This is a genomic window from Streptomyces sp. NPDC006235, from assembly GCF_040613735.1.
Lineage (GTDB): Bacteria > Actinomycetota > Actinomycetes > Streptomycetales > Streptomycetaceae > Streptomyces.
In genome coordinates this window covers 62,878-81,870 of sequence record NZ_JBEXSR010000008.1, presented here as the reverse complement: position 1 = coordinate 81,870, position 18,993 = coordinate 62,878, and the positions used below count along the sequence as shown (strand labels likewise).

Annotated in this window: 19 protein-coding genes; all 19 read left to right on the top strand. The window is 62.7% G+C overall.

What is annotated here, in order from left to right; translation table 11 throughout:
• Nucleotides 1-26: 26 nt before the first annotated feature.
• The 19 genes from ABZ192_RS12685 to ABZ192_RS12595 all read left to right on the top strand — a co-directional run bounded on the left by ABZ192_RS12685 (nt 27) and on the right by ABZ192_RS12595 (nt 18,828).
• Nucleotides 27-1,946: a hypothetical protein gene (locus ABZ192_RS12685; protein WP_356924510.1), complete on the top strand. Its 1,920-nt coding sequence runs from the start codon at nt 27-29 to the stop codon at nt 1,944-1,946.
• A 15-nt stretch (nt 1,947-1,961) separates the two neighbouring features.
• Nucleotides 1,962-5,318 (top strand): hypothetical protein, encoded by a 3,357-nt coding sequence (locus ABZ192_RS12680; RefSeq protein WP_356924509.1) that lies wholly within the window; start codon nt 1,962-1,964, stop codon nt 5,316-5,318.
• Nucleotides 5,319-5,363: 45 nt separating this feature from the next.
• Nucleotides 5,364-6,935 (top strand): right-handed parallel beta-helix repeat-containing protein, encoded by a 1,572-nt coding sequence (locus ABZ192_RS12675; RefSeq protein WP_356924508.1) that lies wholly within the window; start codon nt 5,364-5,366, stop codon nt 6,933-6,935.
• A 91-nt stretch (nt 6,936-7,026) separates the two neighbouring features.
• On the top strand, nt 7,027-7,887 hold the full coding sequence (locus tag ABZ192_RS12670; protein ID WP_356924507.1) for a peptidoglycan-binding protein: 861 nt from the start codon (nt 7,027-7,029) through the stop codon (nt 7,885-7,887).
• A gap of 248 nt (nt 7,888-8,135) precedes the next feature.
• Nucleotides 8,136-8,312, top strand: coding sequence for a hypothetical protein (locus ABZ192_RS12665; RefSeq protein WP_356924506.1), 177 nt, complete (start codon nt 8,136-8,138; stop codon nt 8,310-8,312).
• An 83-nt stretch (nt 8,313-8,395) separates the two neighbouring features.
• Nucleotides 8,396-8,647 (top strand): hypothetical protein, encoded by a 252-nt coding sequence (locus ABZ192_RS12660; RefSeq protein ID WP_356924505.1) that lies wholly within the window; start codon nt 8,396-8,398, stop codon nt 8,645-8,647.
• Nucleotides 8,648-8,769: 122 nt separating this feature from the next.
• Nucleotides 8,770-9,375, top strand: coding sequence for a hypothetical protein (locus tag ABZ192_RS12655; RefSeq protein ID WP_356924504.1), 606 nt, complete (start codon nt 8,770-8,772; stop codon nt 9,373-9,375).
• 357 nt (nt 9,376-9,732) lie between these two features.
• A complete protein-coding gene (locus tag ABZ192_RS12650; protein ID WP_356924503.1) occupies nt 9,733-10,743 on the top strand; it encodes a hypothetical protein in 1,011 nt (336 codons plus the stop codon).
• Between the two features lie 28 nt (nt 10,744-10,771).
• Complete coding sequence (locus ABZ192_RS12645) at nt 10,772-11,209, top strand: hypothetical protein (RefSeq protein ID WP_356924502.1); 438 nt, start codon at nt 10,772-10,774, stop codon at nt 11,207-11,209.
• A 390-nt stretch (nt 11,210-11,599) separates the two neighbouring features.
• On the top strand, nt 11,600-12,445 hold the full coding sequence (locus tag ABZ192_RS12640; protein WP_356924501.1) for a hypothetical protein: 846 nt from the start codon (nt 11,600-11,602) through the stop codon (nt 12,443-12,445).
• Nucleotides 12,446-12,636: 191 nt separating this feature from the next.
• Complete coding sequence (locus ABZ192_RS12635; RefSeq protein ID WP_356924500.1) at nt 12,637-12,891, top strand: hypothetical protein; 255 nt, start codon at nt 12,637-12,639, stop codon at nt 12,889-12,891.
• A gap of 3 nt (nt 12,892-12,894) precedes the next feature.
• On the top strand, nt 12,895-13,089 hold the full coding sequence (locus ABZ192_RS12630; protein WP_356924499.1) for a hypothetical protein: 195 nt from the start codon (nt 12,895-12,897) through the stop codon (nt 13,087-13,089).
• A 223-nt stretch (nt 13,090-13,312) separates the two neighbouring features.
• Complete coding sequence (locus ABZ192_RS12625) at nt 13,313-14,041, top strand: hypothetical protein (RefSeq protein WP_356924498.1); 729 nt, start codon at nt 13,313-13,315, stop codon at nt 14,039-14,041.
• Between the two features lie 12 nt (nt 14,042-14,053).
• Complete coding sequence (locus tag ABZ192_RS12620; RefSeq protein ID WP_356924497.1) at nt 14,054-14,239, top strand: hypothetical protein; 186 nt, start codon at nt 14,054-14,056, stop codon at nt 14,237-14,239.
• A gap of 18 nt (nt 14,240-14,257) precedes the next feature.
• Nucleotides 14,258-14,521 carry a hypothetical protein gene (locus ABZ192_RS12615; RefSeq protein ID WP_356924496.1) on the top strand — a complete coding sequence of 88 codons (264 nt, stop codon included), beginning with the start codon at nt 14,258-14,260 and terminating at the stop codon, nt 14,519-14,521.
• Nucleotides 14,522-14,613: 92 nt separating this feature from the next.
• Nucleotides 14,614-15,111 carry a hypothetical protein gene (locus ABZ192_RS12610; RefSeq protein WP_356924495.1) on the top strand — a complete coding sequence of 166 codons (498 nt, stop codon included), beginning with the start codon at nt 14,614-14,616 and terminating at the stop codon, nt 15,109-15,111.
• Between the two features lie 3 nt (nt 15,112-15,114).
• On the top strand, nt 15,115-15,414 hold the full coding sequence (locus ABZ192_RS12605; protein ID WP_356924494.1) for a hypothetical protein: 300 nt from the start codon (nt 15,115-15,117) through the stop codon (nt 15,412-15,414).
• 451 nt (nt 15,415-15,865) lie between these two features.
• Nucleotides 15,866-16,318 (top strand): HNH endonuclease, encoded by a 453-nt coding sequence (locus ABZ192_RS12600; RefSeq protein WP_356924493.1) that lies wholly within the window; start codon nt 15,866-15,868, stop codon nt 16,316-16,318.
• A gap of 65 nt (nt 16,319-16,383) precedes the next feature.
• Entirely contained in the window at nt 16,384-18,828 is a 2,445-nt protein-coding gene (locus ABZ192_RS12595; RefSeq protein WP_356924492.1) for a phage/plasmid primase, P4 family, read from the top strand.
• Nucleotides 18,829-18,993: the final 165 nt, after the last annotated feature.

Below are 18,993 nucleotides of genomic sequence, written 5' to 3'. Positions count from 1 at the left end.
GTGCTTCCCGACAGAAGGGGGTGCGCGTGGCCACGCTGGCATCACTCACGGTACAGCTTGGCATCGACACCGACCGCATAGCCGCAGGGGCCAGGCGTGCCGCAGCGTCGCTCACCTCGATCGGCCGTACCGCTGACAGCGTGATCACGGACACCAATGGGCGTCTGCGTGATGCCCAGGGTCGGTTTGTCAGCATGGGTAACAGCGCTAGGCAGGCCGGCGACAACGCTGCATCTGGCTGGCGTCGCGCCCTTGGGGTGATCGGCAGGATAGGCAGCGAGGTAGGGACGCGCGTCTCTGGCGCCTTCCGTACGGCTGGTCAAGTCGGCGGTACTGCGCTGGGCGGGCTGACGACAGCCTTCAAGGTCATGAGCATTGGCGCTGTCGGTGCCGCTGGCGTGATGGCTGCCGTGCCCCTTGCTATCGCGGGTTTGGGTGTCATGGCTGCGGCACAGAGTGAGCAGGTAAAGACTGCTTTCTCTGGACTGAAGGATCACGTCACCAAGCAGATGCAGACCCTAGCTCAGCCACTGGTTAAGCCACTGGCCGACGCTGCCAAGCAAATGCAGGGTGTGTTCGACGATATCGCGCCGCAGCTTGGTCAGATGTTTGAAGCTGCTGCCCCGATGATCAAGCCGCTGGTAGCGGGAGTCGGCGACCTAGTCAAGGGGCTCGTTTCTGGCCTGGTCCCGATCATGGAAAAGGCACAGCCCCTAGTTGAGTCCCTGGGTGGCCTATTCGGCACACTGGGGGAAGCCCTAGGCGGATTCCTCTCGGGCCTTTCCAGCGGGATAGGTGCAGCGGCCGGTATATTCGACGGATTTGGTGCCGTACTTGGTGCTCTGCTGCCAACGCTGGGCCAGCTCATGGGGCAAATGCTGCAAGTGGCCGGTCCGATTCTCGGCAGACTGCTTTCCGCGCTGGGTCCGATCATTGAGCAGCTCGGTATTGCGCTGATGCCGATCATTACGGCCCTCGGCCCTGTGCTAAATGCGCTGGTTGATGCCTTTTTGGCGCTAGTGACTGCCGTTATGCCGCTGCTTCCGCCGATTAGTCAACTAGTCGTTGCACTACTGCCAGCGTTTATGCCGATTCTGACTGCGCTGGTGCCCCTGTTTGGTGCACTCGGTCAGGTCGTCCAGGCTCTCGTGCCGATTCTGACGCCGATCATCACGCTTGTGGCGCAGCTAGCCACGATCCTGTCCAACTATCTGGCTGAATTCATCACGACTGTGGTCATGCCGGCCATTCAGGCGGTTGCTGCACTGCTGCGGGGTGACTTTTCCGGGGCGCTGGAGCTAGCTAAGACAGCGTTGAAGAACGCTGCGGAGTTCCTCAAGCGCATCTTTACCGAGTTGCCAGGCAAGCTATGGGCTGCGATCAAGCCGCTGGCCGCGAAGCTAGGTGCCGTTGCGCTGGAAGCAGGCGTAAAGCTGGTCACGGCCCTCAAGAACAAGGGTGACGAGGCTGTCAAGTGGGTCAAGTCCCTACCCGGCAAGGCAAAGTCTGCGCTGGGCGACCTGGGCGGGATCCTACTCAGCGCTGGAAAGTCACTGATCCAGGGTCTCATCAATGGAATCGTCAGCAAGATCGGTGCTGTCAAGTCCACCCTGGGCGACCTTACCGGCAAGCTGACTAGCTGGAAGGGGCCGGCGCCGCTAGACCGCAAGATTCTGACGCCCAACGGCCGAATGGTCATCGGCGGATTCTTGCGAGGCATCGAGGACCAAATCCCGCAGGTTCGCAAGAGGCTGCAAGGCCTGACCGGTGACCTACCCGGAATGGCCATGGACGTCAGCCCAAAGGGCGTAGTCAACGCAGCGATGCGCAATTCGCAGACTGTCACGTTCGACGTTACCGGCGCTGACGAGGACATGAAGCGGCTCATCCGGCGAATCGTCAAGAACGATGGCCGGGGCGATGTACAGACGGCATTCGGCCGATAAGAGAAAGGGTCAGCCGTGAGTTTTCCGCTGGATATCCGTACTGAACTGAACCTAGGCGGCACCTGGACGGATGTAAGTCCGGACGTGTATGTGCGCGACCTCAAGCAGATCAGCCGGGGCCTGCGGGATATGGGCACTACGGCTGACCCTTCCTCGCTGTCACTGACCCTGAACAACAAGGGTGGCAAGTACTCGCGGCGCAATGCCATGAGTCCGCTGTACGGGAAGCTGAAGCAGAACACACAGCTTCGGCTTTCCATTCCGGGCACGGGTGACAGCTACCTCCAGCTCGACGGCTCACCGGACGGCTATGCGTACACCGCTGATAAGGCGGCGCTGGACACGACTGGTGACATCGACGTCCGAATAGAGCTGGAAGGCAATTGGTACGGCCCCGAAAACCAACTGCTCATTGGCAAGTGGGACAACGCGAACAGTCAGCAGTCGTGGGCGTTCCAGATGGCCCCCGAGAACGGCGTACCGATCCTGTACTTCCGGTACTCGCAGGATGGCCAGACTGCCAGTTCGTATTACTTCGCGTGGCCAACGCCGGAACTGCCTGCCCGCGCGGCCCTGCGTGCAACCCTTGATATTGACAATGGCAAGGGCGGCGCCACGGTCACGTACTACTGGGCTAGCTCGCTGGCCGGCCCCTGGAACCTGATCGGCCGGCCGCTGGAAGTAGCCGGCGCCCCAAGCACGATGTTTGCCAGCAACGCGCCGCTGCAAATTGGCCTCACTGACCGGCGAGTAGAGTTCCCTGGCGCCCGGCAGCGCTTCCCCCTGATCGGCCGCGTGTATCGCGCTGAGGTCCGCAACGGGATCGGCGGCGCTGTCGTAGCCTCGCCAGACTTCCGTGCGCTGGCTGACAAGTCGACCGGCGTAACCGACGCGCAGGGCAACGTTTGGCTGCTGTCCGGCAACGCTGAGATTCGTGACCGCGAGGACCGGTTTGTCGGCGAAGTGTCTACGTGGCCCCTCAAGTGGTCGACTGATGACAGCGACGTATGGACTCCCATTCAGGTCAACGGCCCGATGCGGCGCCTGGGTCAGGGTGCCAAGGCACTTGACTCTTCCCTTCGTCGGCGAATCCCTTCCGGTAATCCGGTCGCGTATTGGCCGTTGGAAGAATCCCAGGATGCGACTCGGGCCTATTCGCCGATCTCCGGCGTATTCCCAGCGAGCATGACCGGCGTCGAATGGGCTGCGATTGACACCCTGCCATCGAGTGCACCTCTGCCGAAGCTAGAAGCGTCCGCCGCGTTTGTCGGTCCGGTGCCTGCGGCGCGTCCAGGCGCATGGCAAGTCGAGTTCGTCTACAACGCGGACAACATCGCACCCGCTGAGCTGTCGAACGTCATCAGCTTTACCTCAGCGGATGGCTACATTCGGCGCTGGGATATCACGGCCCGATCCGGCCTGGTCGCGATCGCCGGCTATGACGCTGGCAACGTGCGCCAGATCTTCAAGGGTATGATCGCTGGCGCTGACATCTTCGCCAGCAAGTGGACCCGACTGCGCTTCTGGGCCCAGGACGATGCAGACGGTAGCGGCTTCACCTACCGCATCAACTTCCAGGACGTAGGCGGCGATGCTGGCGGGCTAACGGGCACCTGGGCTACCGGCTCCTGCGGAAGCATCAGCAGCGTGATCGGCGACTGGGGGCCGGCTACCGCTGGTTGGGGCGTCGGGCACATCTTCGTACTCGACACGGCCAACACGGGTCTGATCGATGGTTCCGACGATGCGTACCTGGGGGAGACAACCCTTCAGCGCATGCTTCGCCTGGCCACCGAAGAGGGGTTGCCCTTCAGCCGCACGCCAGGCCCGTTGACCCCTGAGGCTGTGGGGTATCAGCGGCCGGACACCCTGCTGAACCTCTTCGAGGCTGCTGCGGCGGCTGACGGGGGGCTACTCAGCGAGGACATGCGGCGCGTGGCCCTGCATTACCGGGATCGCTCCAGTATGTACACGCAGGAACCGCGACTCACGCTGTCGTACACAGCGCCAGGGCTCGGCCCAGATCTAGAACCAGTCGACGACGACACAGACGTAACCAACGACGTCACTGTGACGCGTGATGGTGGCAGCTCTGGTCGTGCGGTCCTGACATCCGGCCCGCTGAGTGTTCAGGCGCCACCTGCTGGCATCGGCAAGTATGACGCAGCATTCACGCTGAGCCTTGGCGATGATGATCAGGCATCACCGATTGCCTACTGGAAGCTGTTCCATGGCACTTGGGACGCCGCTCGATTCCCCACGGTCACGCTGATACTGCACAAGCCTGGCGCTGAGTCGCTGATTCCTGGCGTCCTGGCGCTGCGTGAGGGCGACTTGATCCGGTTGACCAACCTGCCCGAATGGCTTTCGCATGAGGACGTCGACCTGATCGTAGTGGGCTGGTCGGAATCGCTCGACCTCTACCGCTGGGAGCTGACGCTCAACTGCGTACCTGCCGGTCCCTGGAATACAGCGGTAACGGACCATGCCACCTACGGCAAGGCCGACACTGACGGATCCGTTCTTGAGCAGAGCGTTACCACCTCGGCAACCGCGCTGATGGTCCGTACGCTGGCCGGCCCTCAGTGGACCGACGAAGCTCAAGATCTGCCGTTCTCCATCCGCGTATCGGGCGAGACAATGCAGGTTACGGCAGTAGGTCCGACTGGGGTGGACGCATTCCAGCGCACCGTGTCTAACGGGTGGGGGACTGCCGATTCAGGCCAAGTGTGGAAGAACACAGGCGGCGCCGCCTCAGATCGGTCCGTCAGCACAGGCGCGGGAATCATCACTATTCCCTCTAGCATCAGCTCAGTTCGCGCGCAGACGCTACCGCTGGTGCTCGGCGATGCAGAGGTTCGGTTCCGCATCAGCGCGAATCAGGTTTCAACTGGCGCGTCTATGGTGCCTGGCGCGGTATTCCGCTGGGCGAGCACTACTGACTGCTACCGGGCACGGGTCCACTTCGGCACGGGCGGGTCAATGTTCGTCTCGATCACGCGCGGATCCACCACGCTGGGAAGTCAGCCAGCGCTGCCGTTCAGCTATACGGCCGGAGCTGTGTTCGAGGTGCGCGCCCAGGCGATCGGCCACACAGTCCGAATCAAGGTGTGGCAGGTCGGCCAGAGTGAGCCTGAGGCGTGGAACCACACGGCCACGGTGACCAGCTCTCCGATTGCGACCGGCGAAGTTGGCCTATCTGCAAGCGGCTTCACAGGCAATACGAACACCGCTCCCGCATTCCGTTTCGACGATTTCCTGATCACTGACACGCAGCTATTCACGGTCACCCGATCGCTGAACGGTGTCGTCAAGTCGCATTCCGCTGGCGAGGCGGTGAACATCGCCAACCCTGCATTCACTTCGCTCTAAGGAGATACCGCCTTGTCTACTCCCGTTCAGATGTGGCGCCCAGGAATGGACATCACAGGCGGCCGGCTCCAGTACATGCTAGAGCGCCTCAACACGTCGTCCACTGTGAACGTTGAGACTTTCGGTGCAGTGGGCGACGGCACTACCGATGACACGGTGGCCATTCAGGCGGCGCTTGACTACGCGCAGGAATCCGGGGGCGGACTCGTCCAGTTCACCCCTGGAAAGACCTACGCGGTAAGCACCTTCCTGGTCGTCTACGACTACACCACGATCTATGCCTACGGCGCCACGATCAAGGCGATAGGTAACAGCGGGCTACTCCGCAATTTCCGATCTGACGAGACGTTCAACGCGTACGACGGACACGGAAACATCACCGTTCTAGGCGGCTACTGGGACGGCAACGCGTTCAACGGCACCACTGGCAGCGTTACCGCTGAGACTGACGTCATGAATTTCGTTCACGGCCATGACATCACGATTCGCGACGCCACGATCCTGAATACGTCGACTGCTCACGCGCTGGAATTCAACTCGTCGGAGAACTGCCAGGCGCTCAACTGTGCGTTCCTCGGATTCGCCGATAACTCTGGGGACAACTCGCGCCAATTCAGCGAGGCCATCCAGATTGACATCTCTGCCAGCGGCAGCAGCAGCATCGGCGCGTTCGACAGTACCCCCAGCAAGAACATCCTGGTGGATGGCTGCTATTTCGGCCCGTCGAAGCGCTGTGGAAAGTTCGGGCGGGCTGTCGGATCTCACACCTTGGCGTCTGGCAAGTACTACTACGGAATCCAGATCGTCAACAACCGGATCGAAGGCACGCTACAGCAGGGCATCTACGGCTACGGCTGGCGGCGCGTGACCATCGCGAACAACGTCATCAACAGCACTGGGTACAGCGGAATTCATCTCGCCGTGCCGAACCCTTCCAGCGCTGGCTACTCGGCCACGGGCCGGAACATATCCATCACTGGCAACACGATTGAGCGGCCGGCCACTGACTCAGGCATTCGCGTGCTGGGCTACAGCGGTGCGACAGCCGATCAAGTGGTGATCTCGGGTAACTCGATCCTGGGTAACGCGTCCGACACTGCGAACGGGATCCATGTCGAGTACTGCTCTCGCCCAGTGGTTACCGCGAACACGGTCAGCTCCATGGGATCCACGGGCATCTACAACCTGAATTCCGACGGCGGCACGATCACCGGTAACGCAGTTCGCAGCAGCGCCAGTAACGGGATCAACATCACCAACTCGACCGGCACGACCATCAGCGGCAACAACGTCGATGGGACCACAACGAACCACTGCATTTTCGTCGGCACGTCGAATGACTTCCTTGTCACCGGCAACCGAACAAATAACGCTGCGGCTGTCGGCATTCGACTTGGGGCCGGCGCCACCGACGGAATGGTGACGAATAACCGCATCGTCAAGGGCACGTCCACGAACGGCATTACTGGCGACTCGTCAGCGACGGGTGGCACGGTGGCGAACAACGACCTCACCGGTAATGGCTGGTCTGCATCCACGGCACTCGCTGTCAGCGGCAGTACGTCCTACAGCTTCAGCGGCGGCACGACCTCGCCGGGCGACAACCTGATCAGCTAGCACCTACGACTTTCGTACGTGATCCGGGTAACCAACTCGCTATCTAACGGGTGTGGTCTACCCGGATCACGTCCCCATTTGAGAGGACCCTATGGGCACCATCTGGATTCCTGGCGCTGAGCGTCTCGGTGATGGCAGTATCGGCGGCGCCATGGACAGCCCGAGCAAGCCTGGTCGTGCGACGTGGCATTCCACTGAGTCCGGCGCTGGCAACGCTTCGTTCAACGCTGTCGCTGCCTACCTGATCAGGATCGGCGCTGAACCGCACGTCCTGTACGACCCGACCACTGATCGCCTGGGCCAGTTCGGACCGCTGAACCAGAGCGCGCGAGCCCTGCGTAACGATGGGGCGACCCGGACCAACCGCACCGGCAAGGTCAACATTCAGATTGAGGTGTTGGCCCGCGCTGCGACGCCGTTCACTGCCTACTGGAAGCCTGGCAAGAACTTCCGCGCGCTGATGGCTGCTATCCGATCCTGGGGCGTGCCTGACAGGTTCCCCATGGGTGCTCTGGCTGGCCGGTACGCGGATCCCGCTGCAAAGCGCACGCGAAGTGTCTGGCTTGACCAGGGTGGCCACTATGGGCACTGCAACGTTCCCGGCAATGACCACTGGGACCCCGGCAAGATCAGCGTGAGCGCCCTCTTTGCTGCTGCGCCTGTCGGTGCTCCGAAGCCTGCGCCGGCGAAGCCTCAGCCTGTGGCGCTGGCCCCGTTCCCCGGCACTGCCTGGTTCAAGTACGAGCCGCGCAGCCCGCTGATCACGGCCATGGGACGCCGGCTGGTCGCCGAGGGTTACCGGGGTTACAAGCAGGGTCCCGGCCCGAAGTGGACTGAGGCTGACCGCGCAGCGTACGCCTGGTGGCAGCGCAAGCTTGGCTACAGCGGATCCGACGCTGACGGCTGGCCCGGTGCCTCGTCCTGGGCGAAGCTGCGAGTGCCGAAGAGCTAATGCCACCGGAAGAGTCGGGCGCATGGATCCCGGCATCAGAGTTGTTCGCTGAGCTACGGCGCTTGTCCGAGGTGACTACTCGTCTGGATGAGCGCCTGGCCAACGACAAGACACATGAGGAAGTGACGGAGCTAGACCAGCGAGTAACAGCCCTGGAACAGCGTGTATGGCGCGCATCTGGGGTCGCTGCGGTGCTGGGCGGCCTCGTCACTCTGGCCGTTCCGATTCTGACGAAGTGAGGTTTCTGTATGGGTGAGCACTCTGCACCTGAGAACAAGTGGGCTGCGGCCCTTGGCTGGGCGCTTCGTAACCGGCGCAAGATTGCTGCGGCGCTGGTCGTGGCGCTTCCGCTACTGGCGCGTCTGGTTCCAGGCTTCCCTGATGACGTCCTGCTCGATGCGCTGAAGGCCTACCTGGGCGCCTGAGCAAGTACGAACTTTCGTAGGTGGCTTGCGCGCTGAGGTGCAGTCGTGCTTAACTGAGGACACGACAGCGAGAGGGGCGGAAAATGAGCAGCAAGCTTCACCACAGCGCCGGCCACAAGAACTTTCAGATTGCCATCGGCGACACTGTCCACAAGGTGACCATCCGCCGACTGCCCCTCCGCCCGATGGACAACGACAGCCGCTACCGTGTTCGCCTGACCACGGCCACTCTGGACGGCCGGATCATCACCGATTCCCACCGGGACATGGACATCAGCAAGGCTTACCGCGTGTTCGAGCAGAACAAGGCCCGACTTGCTGACATGGTCGCCTGACTCGCCCCGCGAACGCCCCTGGTTGTTGCGCTGAACGCGTAGCGGCCGGGGGCTTTTTGCTGTGCGCAGCGCGCTGGTAACCGACTCGCTAACACCCTGGCAACCAACAGGGAGGCGACGCCGTGTACAACATTGGTCTGATTGGCAAGGCACGCAGCGGCAAGGACAGTGCTGCCGCACATCTGGTTCGCAAGTTCGCCTATACGCGGCTGGCATTCGCTGATCCGCTGAAGGAATACGCGCTGAACGTCAACCCGTGGATCAAGTATGACTGCCCAGGGTTCTTCTACGGCGAGACCATCCGACTCGCTGACCTGATCGAACATGTCGGCTGGGAGCGCGCCAAGGATGAGTACCCCGAGGTGCGCCGGCTGTTGCAGTCCATCGGGCAAGCCCAGCGCGAGGCGGATGCCGACTACTGGGTCAACGTCATGCGGCGCAGCCTGAACAGCGCTGAGCGCTGGAACATGCCGGTGGTCGTCAGCGACGTGCGGTACCTGAATGAAGCCGAAATGCTCCGCGCGCGAGGCTTCCGGCTGGTCCGGATTTCACGTCCGTCCATGGTCATTCCGCTGACTGGCACTGGGAAGATCTCCGCGCGGTACCTGACTGAGCCGGCTGCGAAGCATGACAGCGAAACCGAGCTGGATGACTTCGCCGCCGATCTTGACATCATCAACGGTGGCAGTCTTGAGGCGCTGTACGCGCTGATTGAGGCCGCTGTGTAACACCTGAACCCCTGGCGCTTCGGCGCTGGGGGTTTTCTGCGTTTTCGGCCAGCGAGGTACGAAAGTCGTAGGTGAGTCGGCTGGACATGCGCTGTCGCGCGCTGTAGGTTACTGCCAACGACAGCGACAAGGGGCGGGGACATGGGGAACGTAGTCAGCATCCTGGGCGGCAAGGTTCACCTGGGCGACAGCGACAGCCCCCGCCCGTTCCCGCTGTGCAACTCTGGCAGCCGCAACACTGCCACCAGGTACCGAAACACAGACGCTGAGGTCGACTGCAAGGAGTGCAGCGGGGTACTGAAGCGTCGAAATGAGCGGATTGCCCGAGAGGCTGCCGCAGAGGGAGAGAGCGAAGCCATGGCGGACACCAAGACCGAGACGAACTACGCGGCGATCGCCGAGCAGATCGAGGCCAACATTGAGCGTGCCGCTTCGCTGATCGAGGCCGAGAACATCGACGGGCTGAAGGAGCTGGAGAAGGAGACTGAGGCGCTCATCAGTTCCATGCCTGCGCGCGGCCGGCTGGAGATCGAGGGACGCGGATCGGAAACGTTCACGCAGCTTAAGAAGAACTACCGGCAGATGTGGCGCGAGGCTGCCCAGGCCAAGCCCAAGCCCGAGACCAAGGCGGCACCTGCGCCCAAGGCTGAGGTCGCCACGCTGGACTACACGTCCGTCGCTGGCGTGGTTGAGCTGGTCGACATGGGCGCTGAGCGGATGGCTGAAGGCGTTCGCCTGCACCGTAAGACGTCTGAGGTGGCAAAGGAAATCGCCGCGATCGGACTGGACATCTGGCGCCGCATCCCGGACAAGGACGGCAATCCGGACATCAAGATGACCGCGCAGGCAAGCCGCGATGCCATGAGCAAGCTTTACAGCAAGGCCGGCGAAGGCTTCGAGCGCACCTACGAGAACGAAAAGGCGCTGACTGCGCTTCAGCGGTCGGTGCAGTACTACCGGACTGACATCCGGGCTAAGTACCTGCGGGACCTGGACAACGACACCCCTGAGGCCGAGGAAGAGCGGAAGCGCTTCGCCAAGCTGCTGGAGGGCAAGCCGAAGGACGTTCCAGTGTCCGAGTTCCTCGCCGCGCACTACAACACTTCGCTGAAGGGCAAGGCGGAGATTGAGGCGGAAAAGTGGCGTAAGCAGCGGGCCATTGAGTCGGGTGAGGCCAAGCCTGAGGATGAGCCGGCCGCCTCGCCGGATGAGAAGGTTGCCAGCGCTGTGCAGTCGTTCATGCGGGACGCGAAGCGGGTCATGCCGGAAGACTTCGCGAACGCCAGCGAGGAAGCGAAGGCCAAGGCGCGTGAGGAGTTGCTGAAGGTCGCCGACGCCGTTAAGGCTATGATCGCTGCCACGCTGTAACTGACGGAGCATCAGGGAGGGAGGGAACATGGATGAGACCCAGGCAGCGGAGTGGCTGAAGGTCTGGCGTCAGGCGCAGAAGCCCGGCACGGTGGTTGACTGGCTGTCGTGGCTTGCTGAGAACGGGTACCGAGTCACCCAGGGGCCAGCGAGTGAGCCTCTGCCCGCAGACACCGTGTGGGAACTGGCCAGCGAGCCCAGCCGCAATGATCTGGCCCGCACGTTCGGACTCGACCCGGATAGTCCGCTGCTGGCTCCGCAGGACGAGGGTATCGACCATGCCCACCTGGCGAAGATCATGCGGAACGCTGAGCGAAACCCTGAGGTGCGCAGGCTGCTGATGGAAGAGCCACCGCCCGAGACCTGCCATGTCTGCGGCGAGGAAAAGCCGCGCGGTGATCTGCGGGTCATCAACTATGACGCTGGGCAGTTCGAGTGCAAGAGCCACAACAACCGGAAGGACTGACATGGTCTGGTGGGCATGGCTCTGTACGGGCTTCACGCTGGGAGCCTGTTTCAGTTCGCTGACTTGGATCGCCGTTTCCCGCCGTAGGCGCCCCTGAGCGCCCCTCTGACAGACTCTGAGCCCCATCTGGTCCCCGTGGCCGGGTGGGGCTCTTTCATGCCCTCAGGCAGCCGTACAGGGCCTCGCCACCAGGCAGTGACGATCAGCGCAAGGGCCAAGCGCCAGCGCACTACCTCTGACCTGCTCTTAGTGATGAAGTGACGAAATGACACACATCTCAGAAATACATAGGGATCTCTTAGGGAAAACCGGAGCGCCCCTCACATCATCACTTCGTCACCGGTAACCGACTCGCTACCTCTCCAGCACACAAGCTGAGAGGGGCCCCGAGTGGCCATCATCAAATCTGAGACCAAGGGCGAGAACCGCCACTACTGGCGCGAGGATCAGCCGGACGTCCGCCACCCCAGCGTGACCAAGATCGTCGACATGCTGCCTAAGGCCTTCCTGCCTCGCTGGAACGCCAACATGGCTGCCGATCTTGCGCTGGACTCCATTGACTACCTACAGCGCATGGCAGATCGGGACAGGGCCGGCGCTAAGCGCTACATCGCAGGCGCAGCCAAGCGGTACACCAAGCAGCGGAGCGACATCGGCACTGCGGCGCACAAGCTGTTCGAGCGCATGGCGCGTGGACTGCCGGTCGGTCGGGTGCACCCTGACATGGTCCCGTACCAGCGCCACTTCGCCGAATTTCTGGACGTTGTCCAGCCCGAGCTTGTGCGCGCTGAAGATGTCGCATGGTCGGATTCGCTGCGATACGCCGGCTCTTTCGATGGCTGGCTGAAGCTGCGCGTGAGCGGGGCGGACGACAAGTGGGAGCTGGACTTCGAAGGTGGGCGAGGCGTTCACGTCATCGCTGACTGGAAGACCTCTAAGAGCGTCTGGCCCAGCGTGGCAATCCAGATGAGCGCCTACGCGAACGCCGATCTGATCATCGATGCTGAGGGTGTGGAATCACCCATGCCTGAGTTTGACGGCGCCGTGGTCCTGCACATCACGCCTGAGGGCTGGACTCTGTACCCCGTATACGCGGACGAACTGCGCGCTGCGTTCGAGGTGTTCAAGCACCTGCGGAACGTCTACGACTGGGAAACGGCCGGCGCTAAGCGCGCTCTGGGTAAGCCGCTGGCGCGCTCCGGCGAGTTCATCACTGGCACTGAGCGAAGGGGCTAGGGGCTATGCAGCGCGTCCGTGTGTACCTGAAGAGCGGGGCGACCTTCGACATTGAGGCGGACCGCATCGACGTCAAGCTGAACAGCGCAGGGGAACTGACGACTATTCACAGCACGAATCCCCGCACTGCCGCTGAGTGGATCCGTGGCGAGTCCATTGACGCCGTTGTACGCATTTCGGAGGTGTAGCCCATGGCGCGCAATCACGCTGAGGCCGACCGGTACTACCGCGCTGTGGTGACCCGGACGTTCGATCACGGCAAGGTCGTCCAGTACGTATACGGTCCGTACACCTCGCTGGCACCTGCCAAGGGGCGGATCACAGCGCACGAGAGCCTTGCCAAGCAGTCGCGAAGCCCGTACCGCAACCCTGAGCACGCCTTCAGCGCCGTAGGCCACATCGAGTCCGCTGAAGTCATCTGGATGCGCGAAAGCGCGGGGGAGTAGCTCATGCGCGCGTACTACAACGAGCGGAAGCACAGCCCGTATCACGTGCGCCTGGGCGCTGACGAAGTGGTCGACCTGATCAACGAGGCTGCCGACGCAGTTAACACCGCCTATTCGCTGGGTGTCGACCTGCCTGCGCTGGCCAAGCTGCACACCGCCCTGAATGCGGCCCTGAGCCGTTCGACGAGAGAGGCGTAGCCGTGACCGGACCCAACTGCCTGTGCAACCCCCAGCGAAGCGGCCTGTGTACGAGCTGCGGGGGCTGAGGTAACCGACTCGCTAGCCACAAGGCACAAGGAGGAGCGGGGCGGCCGGATTCACCAGCAGATGCGCACAGCGCACGTGGACATGGCGAAGCCCCTGCCCCGTTCCTCTGGCCACGATGACTCAGCGCGCTACAGCGCAGAATGGCGGATGCCTGATGGCTCTGAAGATCTTCGAGACCGACCCTGACGCTAAGCCGGCGCCCAAGGTCGACAAGCCGGAGTACGAGCGGGCTGCCTTCCAGTTCCGCACCGGCATGCAGATTCCGGACCCGAAGAACCCGAAGAAGATGAAGGGGACCAGCCTCCGCAAGTGGCGCGTGGTCGCTGACACCGAGGACATCGCCAAGGGCATAGCCGAGCTGTTCGGGGGTACGCCCGAGGAGTACGACCACACCAAGATGCAGCCCTGGCACGTCCTCACGGACACCAGCGCCATTGAGGTCGTGATCGACGGCTCCAGCGCCATTGAGGACAAGCTGGTGCAGTGGGGTGGCCCCGGTGGCCCCATCCACGAGTGCGACGGTATGTACTCGCTGCTGCCTGAGGACAAGGGTGAGCCGTGCGGCTGCCCTGAGACCATGCGAGAGCGCAAGGACCGTGCCGCCAAGGGGCGCGGACCGAAGCCTGCGATCAACGTTGATTTCACGCTGCCTGGCCTGGGCGAGGATCTGGGCAAGGGCAAGCTGATCGCCACTGCTTGGACGCTGGCCGGCGTCATCCACGAAGTCAAGGATGCGCTTGACGCTGTCGATGGTCCGGCGCTGTGCCGTCTGGAGATCGTTCACGTCGAGTACACCAGCGAGAAGCACGGCCTGGTCTCGTACGAGTACCCGGAGATCACGGTTCTGGGCTCGTACAGCGACGCGATCGCCGAAGAGCGCTAGGGGCGATTACACATGCCGCTGGACCCCACTCAGCGGGCTGTTGCGGCGAGGATCCTGGGGCGCGAGTCAGTGGAATTGCTGGCCCGCCCCCTGTGGGAATTCCACCCGTATCACCGGCCGCTGGTCCTGACCGCGCGCAAGCGCCGCAACATTCTTCAGCATGACCCGGAGCCGATCGGCGATCCGGAATACGCCTAGCGAAAGGGCAATGTGTTCATGGCCGTTTACGAGGTTTCCCGCACTGACTCTGCTGGCCCCGGCGAGTTCGTCTCTGCCACCGTGATCGCCAGCGGTACGGCGCAGGCCCGAGAGGCTGTCGCCCACATGACTGGAGTCGTCGCCAAGGGCGTGAAGCGCAACGTGAAGGCTGAGCGGGTCGAGACGACCGGTGTCAGTACGACTGTGCTCGCTGCTTACTTCGATGAGTCGCCGAAGCTGTTCGATGCGCTTGAGGCGCCTTTCCACGTCGACGGAGTCTGACAGCTTCACCTTGCCCCGAGTGGTGCCCCTGTGGCACTGCCCGGGGCTTGAGGCAGTAGGAAGTGCTGCGCACGTCGAGCAGAGGAGAGGGCATGAGCCACTACGCCGAGGGCGACAAGGTCAGCTACAAGGGAATGGAGATGCCGGCCACGGTCATCAGCGGGCCGTATCCGACGCATGGCGCTGCCCGCTGGCTGATCTGCAAGGCTGACAACACGGTGACGCTGGCACGGGAATCCGAGCTGGCGCCGATTCGTGATCAACGTGAGAGGGTCGCTGCGGCTGCGTACAGGGCGGCGACTGACCAGACCTGGCCTCCGGCGCTGTGGGGTACCCGGAGCAAGTACCTGCGCGTTGCTGACGCCGCGATCGCTGAGCTGGAGAAGCCTACAGCGAAGCGTCCACTGAGGGCAGGCGACCGAATCCGCATCCTGCGCGCTGGCCTGGAGTTCGCTGAGGTCAAGCACGGGGAGGTTCTGTCCGTCCTCGATGTGGTCGGCGACAGCCTCCACGCCAAGACGAACAAGCTGGAGCGCGGGTATTACATCTTCAGCCTCGCTGGTGAGGGTGCCGGTTGGGAGCGCGTGTAGCCCATGGGTAAGCGCGGAGTAGTCACAGACTACGCAGGGAACGAGCTGTACCCCGGCGACCTGATCGCCTATTCAGCGCGCAACGGCAACCGGGTGCGCATGGCTGACGCCGTGATCCTGCCGGACGGAGTATCTACGCGCCTGGTGTCCGTTCCGGATGTGGGCAAGGTTTTGGTGCCTGTGGTGCACGTCCAGCCGACCGGAGTTGAGTCGGGATTCGCCAAGCGTCGCACGGGGGCAAGCCAGTGGATCACCGCTGAGCATGTCCGCCTGGTCAAGGCTGGGTTCGTCGACAGCGAGTAGGGCCACATCGAGAGGGGTCAGTGAGTGCTACGGCGCCGCTGGCCCCTTTTGTGCGTTCGCACGCTGAGCACATACGACTTTCGTAGGAGGTGCCGCGCTGTGCGCGTGAGTCTGTACATCGGCCCTGATGCTGCGCCCTCACTGGGGGACGTCCGGCAGGCAGGGCCATGGCTAACCGTCTGGCTGAAGCCTGGCGCTACTGATCGGCGCGACTGGGGGCGGTACGCCGACGCAATCGCTGCGGCTGTTGCCCGTGGCGCTGATGTGAGGTGGATTCGCTGATGCGCTACGAGATTCGCATGCAAGAGCCCAGCGAAGTGGCTAAGTCATACGGACTGACTGACCCCCTGTTTGTGGTCTGGGATACCGAGCTGAACAAGCGGGTGGCGTTCGGCAACTACAGCGATAGAGGCAGGGCAGTCGCCCGAATCGAGAGGTTGGAAGCGAAGCAATGAGCGAAGCTCCCCAGCACAAGAACTGTCGACTATGCGGGCGGCGAAAGGCCGCGAGTGACTTTGTCACAAGCAAGGGGAAGGACTCCAGCGCATGTGCGACGTGTCGCCGGAAGAAAGCTGCCCAGCACGTCAAGAACTACTATCGCCGGCTGTCGCCTGACAAGCGCCATGAGCTGACCCACAAGCGTCGCGCTGAGTCCTACGGGGTAGCCCATGTGGCTTACAGCCGAACGGCGATTCTCGAACGCTGGCGCTATGCCTGCTGCTACTGCGGGGAGTACGCCACTCATCTGGACCACGTACAGCCGCTTTCCAAGGGTGGCGCTGATGTCGAGTCCAACATTGTCCCGGCCTGCCAGCACTGCAACCTGTCCAAGGGCGCCAAGACGCTGGCTGAGTGGGCTGAGACGTTCGGGCCGGCGAACCCCACGATCGGCTTTCCCTTCTAGCGCGCAGCGCAGGTAACCGACCCGCTAACACCTCTGCGAATCGACGGAAGGACGTGCTTCGCGCCATGCAGATTGACGAACTACTCGGCAGATTCGCAGAGGTGAGTGAGCAGCCGGACGGGGGATTCCTCGCTGTCTGCCCTGCCCACAACGACAGCCGGCCGAGCCTGCGAATCTGGGTCGGCGAGGATCGCAAGGTTCGACTCACCGACCGTGCTGGTTGCGATCCTGCGGACATCATCGAGGCCGCTGGGCTCACCTGGGGCGACCTGTTCGACGTGAAGGGCGATGTTCCGACCGTTCGCGCTGAGCGCCCCGAGATCGTCGGCCCGACGCACCTGCAAGCGCTGAATGGGTATGTCAGCGACACGCGCGAGCGCCTTACCAGCGGGCATGCCGACTGGGCTGGAGACGCCAGAGACTATCTCGCTGAGCGCTTCGGCATGGACGTCGATACGGCGTATGCCCTGGGTGTCGGTGTCGACGATGGCAGCGTAGCTCCGCGCTGGGCTTCGCTGAGTCCTGCCTTCAGGCGCTACGCCAGGCTTACGGTTCCGCTCATGGACTTCAGCGGCGTACCGCACGGCTTGCAGGGGCGCGATCTGACCGGCGACTGCCCCGGACGCTGGCTGTCCCTGACCAATCCGGAGGGATTCCGCTGGGGTCCGTACGGCGTATTCCGGGGCGAGGCTGGCTATGCCCCTTGGATCATCACGGAGGGACCAGGAGATGGACTCACTGCAACCGCTCTCGGCTATGACTCGGTTGTTGTGCGCGGAGCCTCACTCGTCAACAACCCGGAACTCCTCAGCGAACTCGCGAACGGGCTCAAGGGCCGCATGGTCATCGTGGCTGGCGACAGCGATCGCGCAGGGCAGGAATTCAACCGACGAGTCACTGATGGACTCAGCGCCCACGGCATTGACGTACACGCGTTGGAGTTGCCGGAAGGCGCAGACGACCTCACAGCGTGGCGCGAGAGTGGCCCTGAAGGCTTCCCGCGCGCGTTCCATTCGGCAGTCAAAGGCGCTGGCGCGTTGTCCGCAGAGGATCATTTTGAGCGGCAGCGAGCCAGTGTTTCCGCCGAACTGGCAGAACGGACCGGTGCAGATTCTGTAAGCAGCGACCAGGGCATAGCAGCCGGCCGCATCCTCGCGCAGCTCATTGAACGCTACGGTGACAGCGATGCCATGAACGCTCATGCGCTGGTTGCGTGGACGGATGGCAGGATCAAGTTCGCGCCTGGTCTCGGCTTCTACGTCTGGAACGGCCGGGTGTGGGAGCGCAGCGAGGTCAAGGTACGCCAAGAGATCCACCGAATGGGCGCGGCGCTGGTCATGGCTGGCAAGCTGCCTGAGTCCAAGGGTTTCACGATGACCACGCGGATCGACGCGCTGATGACTGAGCTACGAAGCGTGCCCAGCGTGTACGTGGCGGCGCAGGATTTCGATGCGCGGCCTGATCTGCTGAGCTTCGCGAACGGCACGGTGGAACTGCGCACTAAGCGCCTGCGTCCGCACCGCAAGGAAGACATGCTCACGTATTCGCTGGCCGTCGAGTATGACGCATCGGCGAAGTGTCCGCGCTGGGAGCAATTCTTGCGCGAGATCATGCCTGGAATGCCTGACATGCCGGCGTATCTTCAGCGACTCACCGGCTACGGGATCACTGGCTACACCGATGAACAGGCCTTTGCGGTGCTCTGGGGCAAGGGCGCCAACGGGAAATCGGTGTTCACTGACACGCTGTCTGACATCTTCAGCGCGATCGCCAAGACAACTCCGTTCGCCACATTCGAGGAAAAGGCCAGCGGCGGGATCCCGAACGACATTGCGGCGCTGAGGGCTGCGCGTCTGGTGATGGCCAGCGAGGGCGAATCCGGCAAGCCGATGTCCGAAGCAGTTCTCAAGCGGGTCACCGGCAAGGACATGGTCAGTGCGCGCTTTTTGCGCCAGGAGTTCTTTGAGTTCAAGCCTACGTTCCTCCTGCTGCTAGCGACCAATCACAAGCCTAGGTTTCGTGGCCAGGACGAGGGACTCTGGCGGCGCGTCAAGATGGTTCCGTTCAAGCGATATTTCGCGCCCCATGAGCGGGATTACGAACTGGACGTCAAGCTTCGCGCGGAAGCGCAGGGAATCGCCGCGTGGGCAGTTCAGGGTGCAGCCGACTGGTTCGCCACGGGCCTGAACGATCCCGCTGAGGTCGTCAACGCCAGCGACGAATACCGGCGTACGTCCGATGCCCTCGCTGGGTTCTTCCCTGGCGTATTGGTCGAGGATCCCGCAGCAACCATGGTCGGTGGCGAAGCCTTCAACACCTATCTGGAGTGGTGCGAGGCGGAGAACCTGCCGCAGCGCGAGAGGTGGACTCGGCAGGCGTTCTATCGGGCGATGGAAGAGCGCAGCATCACGAGTAAGAAGACCAACAAGGGAATCGCGCTGGTTGGTATCCGGCCGGCTGAGCAGAGCAAGCCTGTGGGTCCGGGCATCTTCGGAAAGGACGATGACTGATGGACTGCGACGGCGCCGACTGTGATGGGTGTGCAGTGTGCGACACCTTGGTCATGAGCAGTAGCAACGACTGGAAGCCAACCTGGCTGCCGATCGGAACCATGGGCAGGTGCATCTTCTGTCAGCGCAATGGCCAGTTGGCCTATTACGGGCGACTTGGCCACT

Excerpts from the sequence above, each read along its gene's own strand:
- ABZ192_RS12675 (WP_356924508.1), top strand. The coding sequence starts at position 5,364 with ATGGACATCACAGGCGGCCGGCTCCAGTACATGCTAGAGCGCCTCAAC.
- ABZ192_RS12620 (WP_356924497.1), top strand. The coding sequence starts at position 14,054 with ATGCCGCTGGACCCCACTCAGCGGGCTGTTGCGGCGAGGATCCTGGGG.
- ABZ192_RS12645 (WP_356924502.1), top strand. The coding sequence starts at position 10,772 with ATGGATGAGACCCAGGCAGCGGAGTGGCTGAAGGTCTGGCGTCAGGCG.
- ABZ192_RS12615 (WP_356924496.1), top strand. The coding sequence starts at position 14,258 with ATGGCCGTTTACGAGGTTTCCCGCACTGACTCTGCTGGCCCCGGCGAG.
- ABZ192_RS12635 (WP_356924500.1), top strand. The coding sequence starts at position 12,637 with ATGGCGCGCAATCACGCTGAGGCCGACCGGTACTACCGCGCTGTGGTG.
- ABZ192_RS12595 (WP_356924492.1), top strand. The coding sequence starts at position 16,384 with ATGCAGATTGACGAACTACTCGGCAGATTCGCAGAGGTGAGTGAGCAG.
- ABZ192_RS12605 (WP_356924494.1), top strand. The coding sequence starts at position 15,115 with ATGGGTAAGCGCGGAGTAGTCACAGACTACGCAGGGAACGAGCTGTAC.
- ABZ192_RS12600 (WP_356924493.1), top strand. The coding sequence starts at position 15,866 with ATGAGCGAAGCTCCCCAGCACAAGAACTGTCGACTATGCGGGCGGCGA.
- ABZ192_RS12610 (WP_356924495.1), top strand. The coding sequence starts at position 14,614 with ATGAGCCACTACGCCGAGGGCGACAAGGTCAGCTACAAGGGAATGGAG.
- ABZ192_RS12665 (WP_356924506.1), top strand. The coding sequence starts at position 8,136 with ATGGGTGAGCACTCTGCACCTGAGAACAAGTGGGCTGCGGCCCTTGGC.
- ABZ192_RS12625 (WP_356924498.1), top strand. The coding sequence starts at position 13,313 with ATGGCTCTGAAGATCTTCGAGACCGACCCTGACGCTAAGCCGGCGCCC.
- ABZ192_RS12650 (WP_356924503.1), top strand. The coding sequence starts at position 9,733 with ATGGCGGACACCAAGACCGAGACGAACTACGCGGCGATCGCCGAGCAG.
- ABZ192_RS12660 (WP_356924505.1), top strand. The coding sequence starts at position 8,396 with ATGAGCAGCAAGCTTCACCACAGCGCCGGCCACAAGAACTTTCAGATT.
- ABZ192_RS12670 (WP_356924507.1), top strand. The coding sequence starts at position 7,027 with ATGGGCACCATCTGGATTCCTGGCGCTGAGCGTCTCGGTGATGGCAGT.
- ABZ192_RS12630 (WP_356924499.1), top strand. The coding sequence starts at position 12,895 with ATGCGCGCGTACTACAACGAGCGGAAGCACAGCCCGTATCACGTGCGC.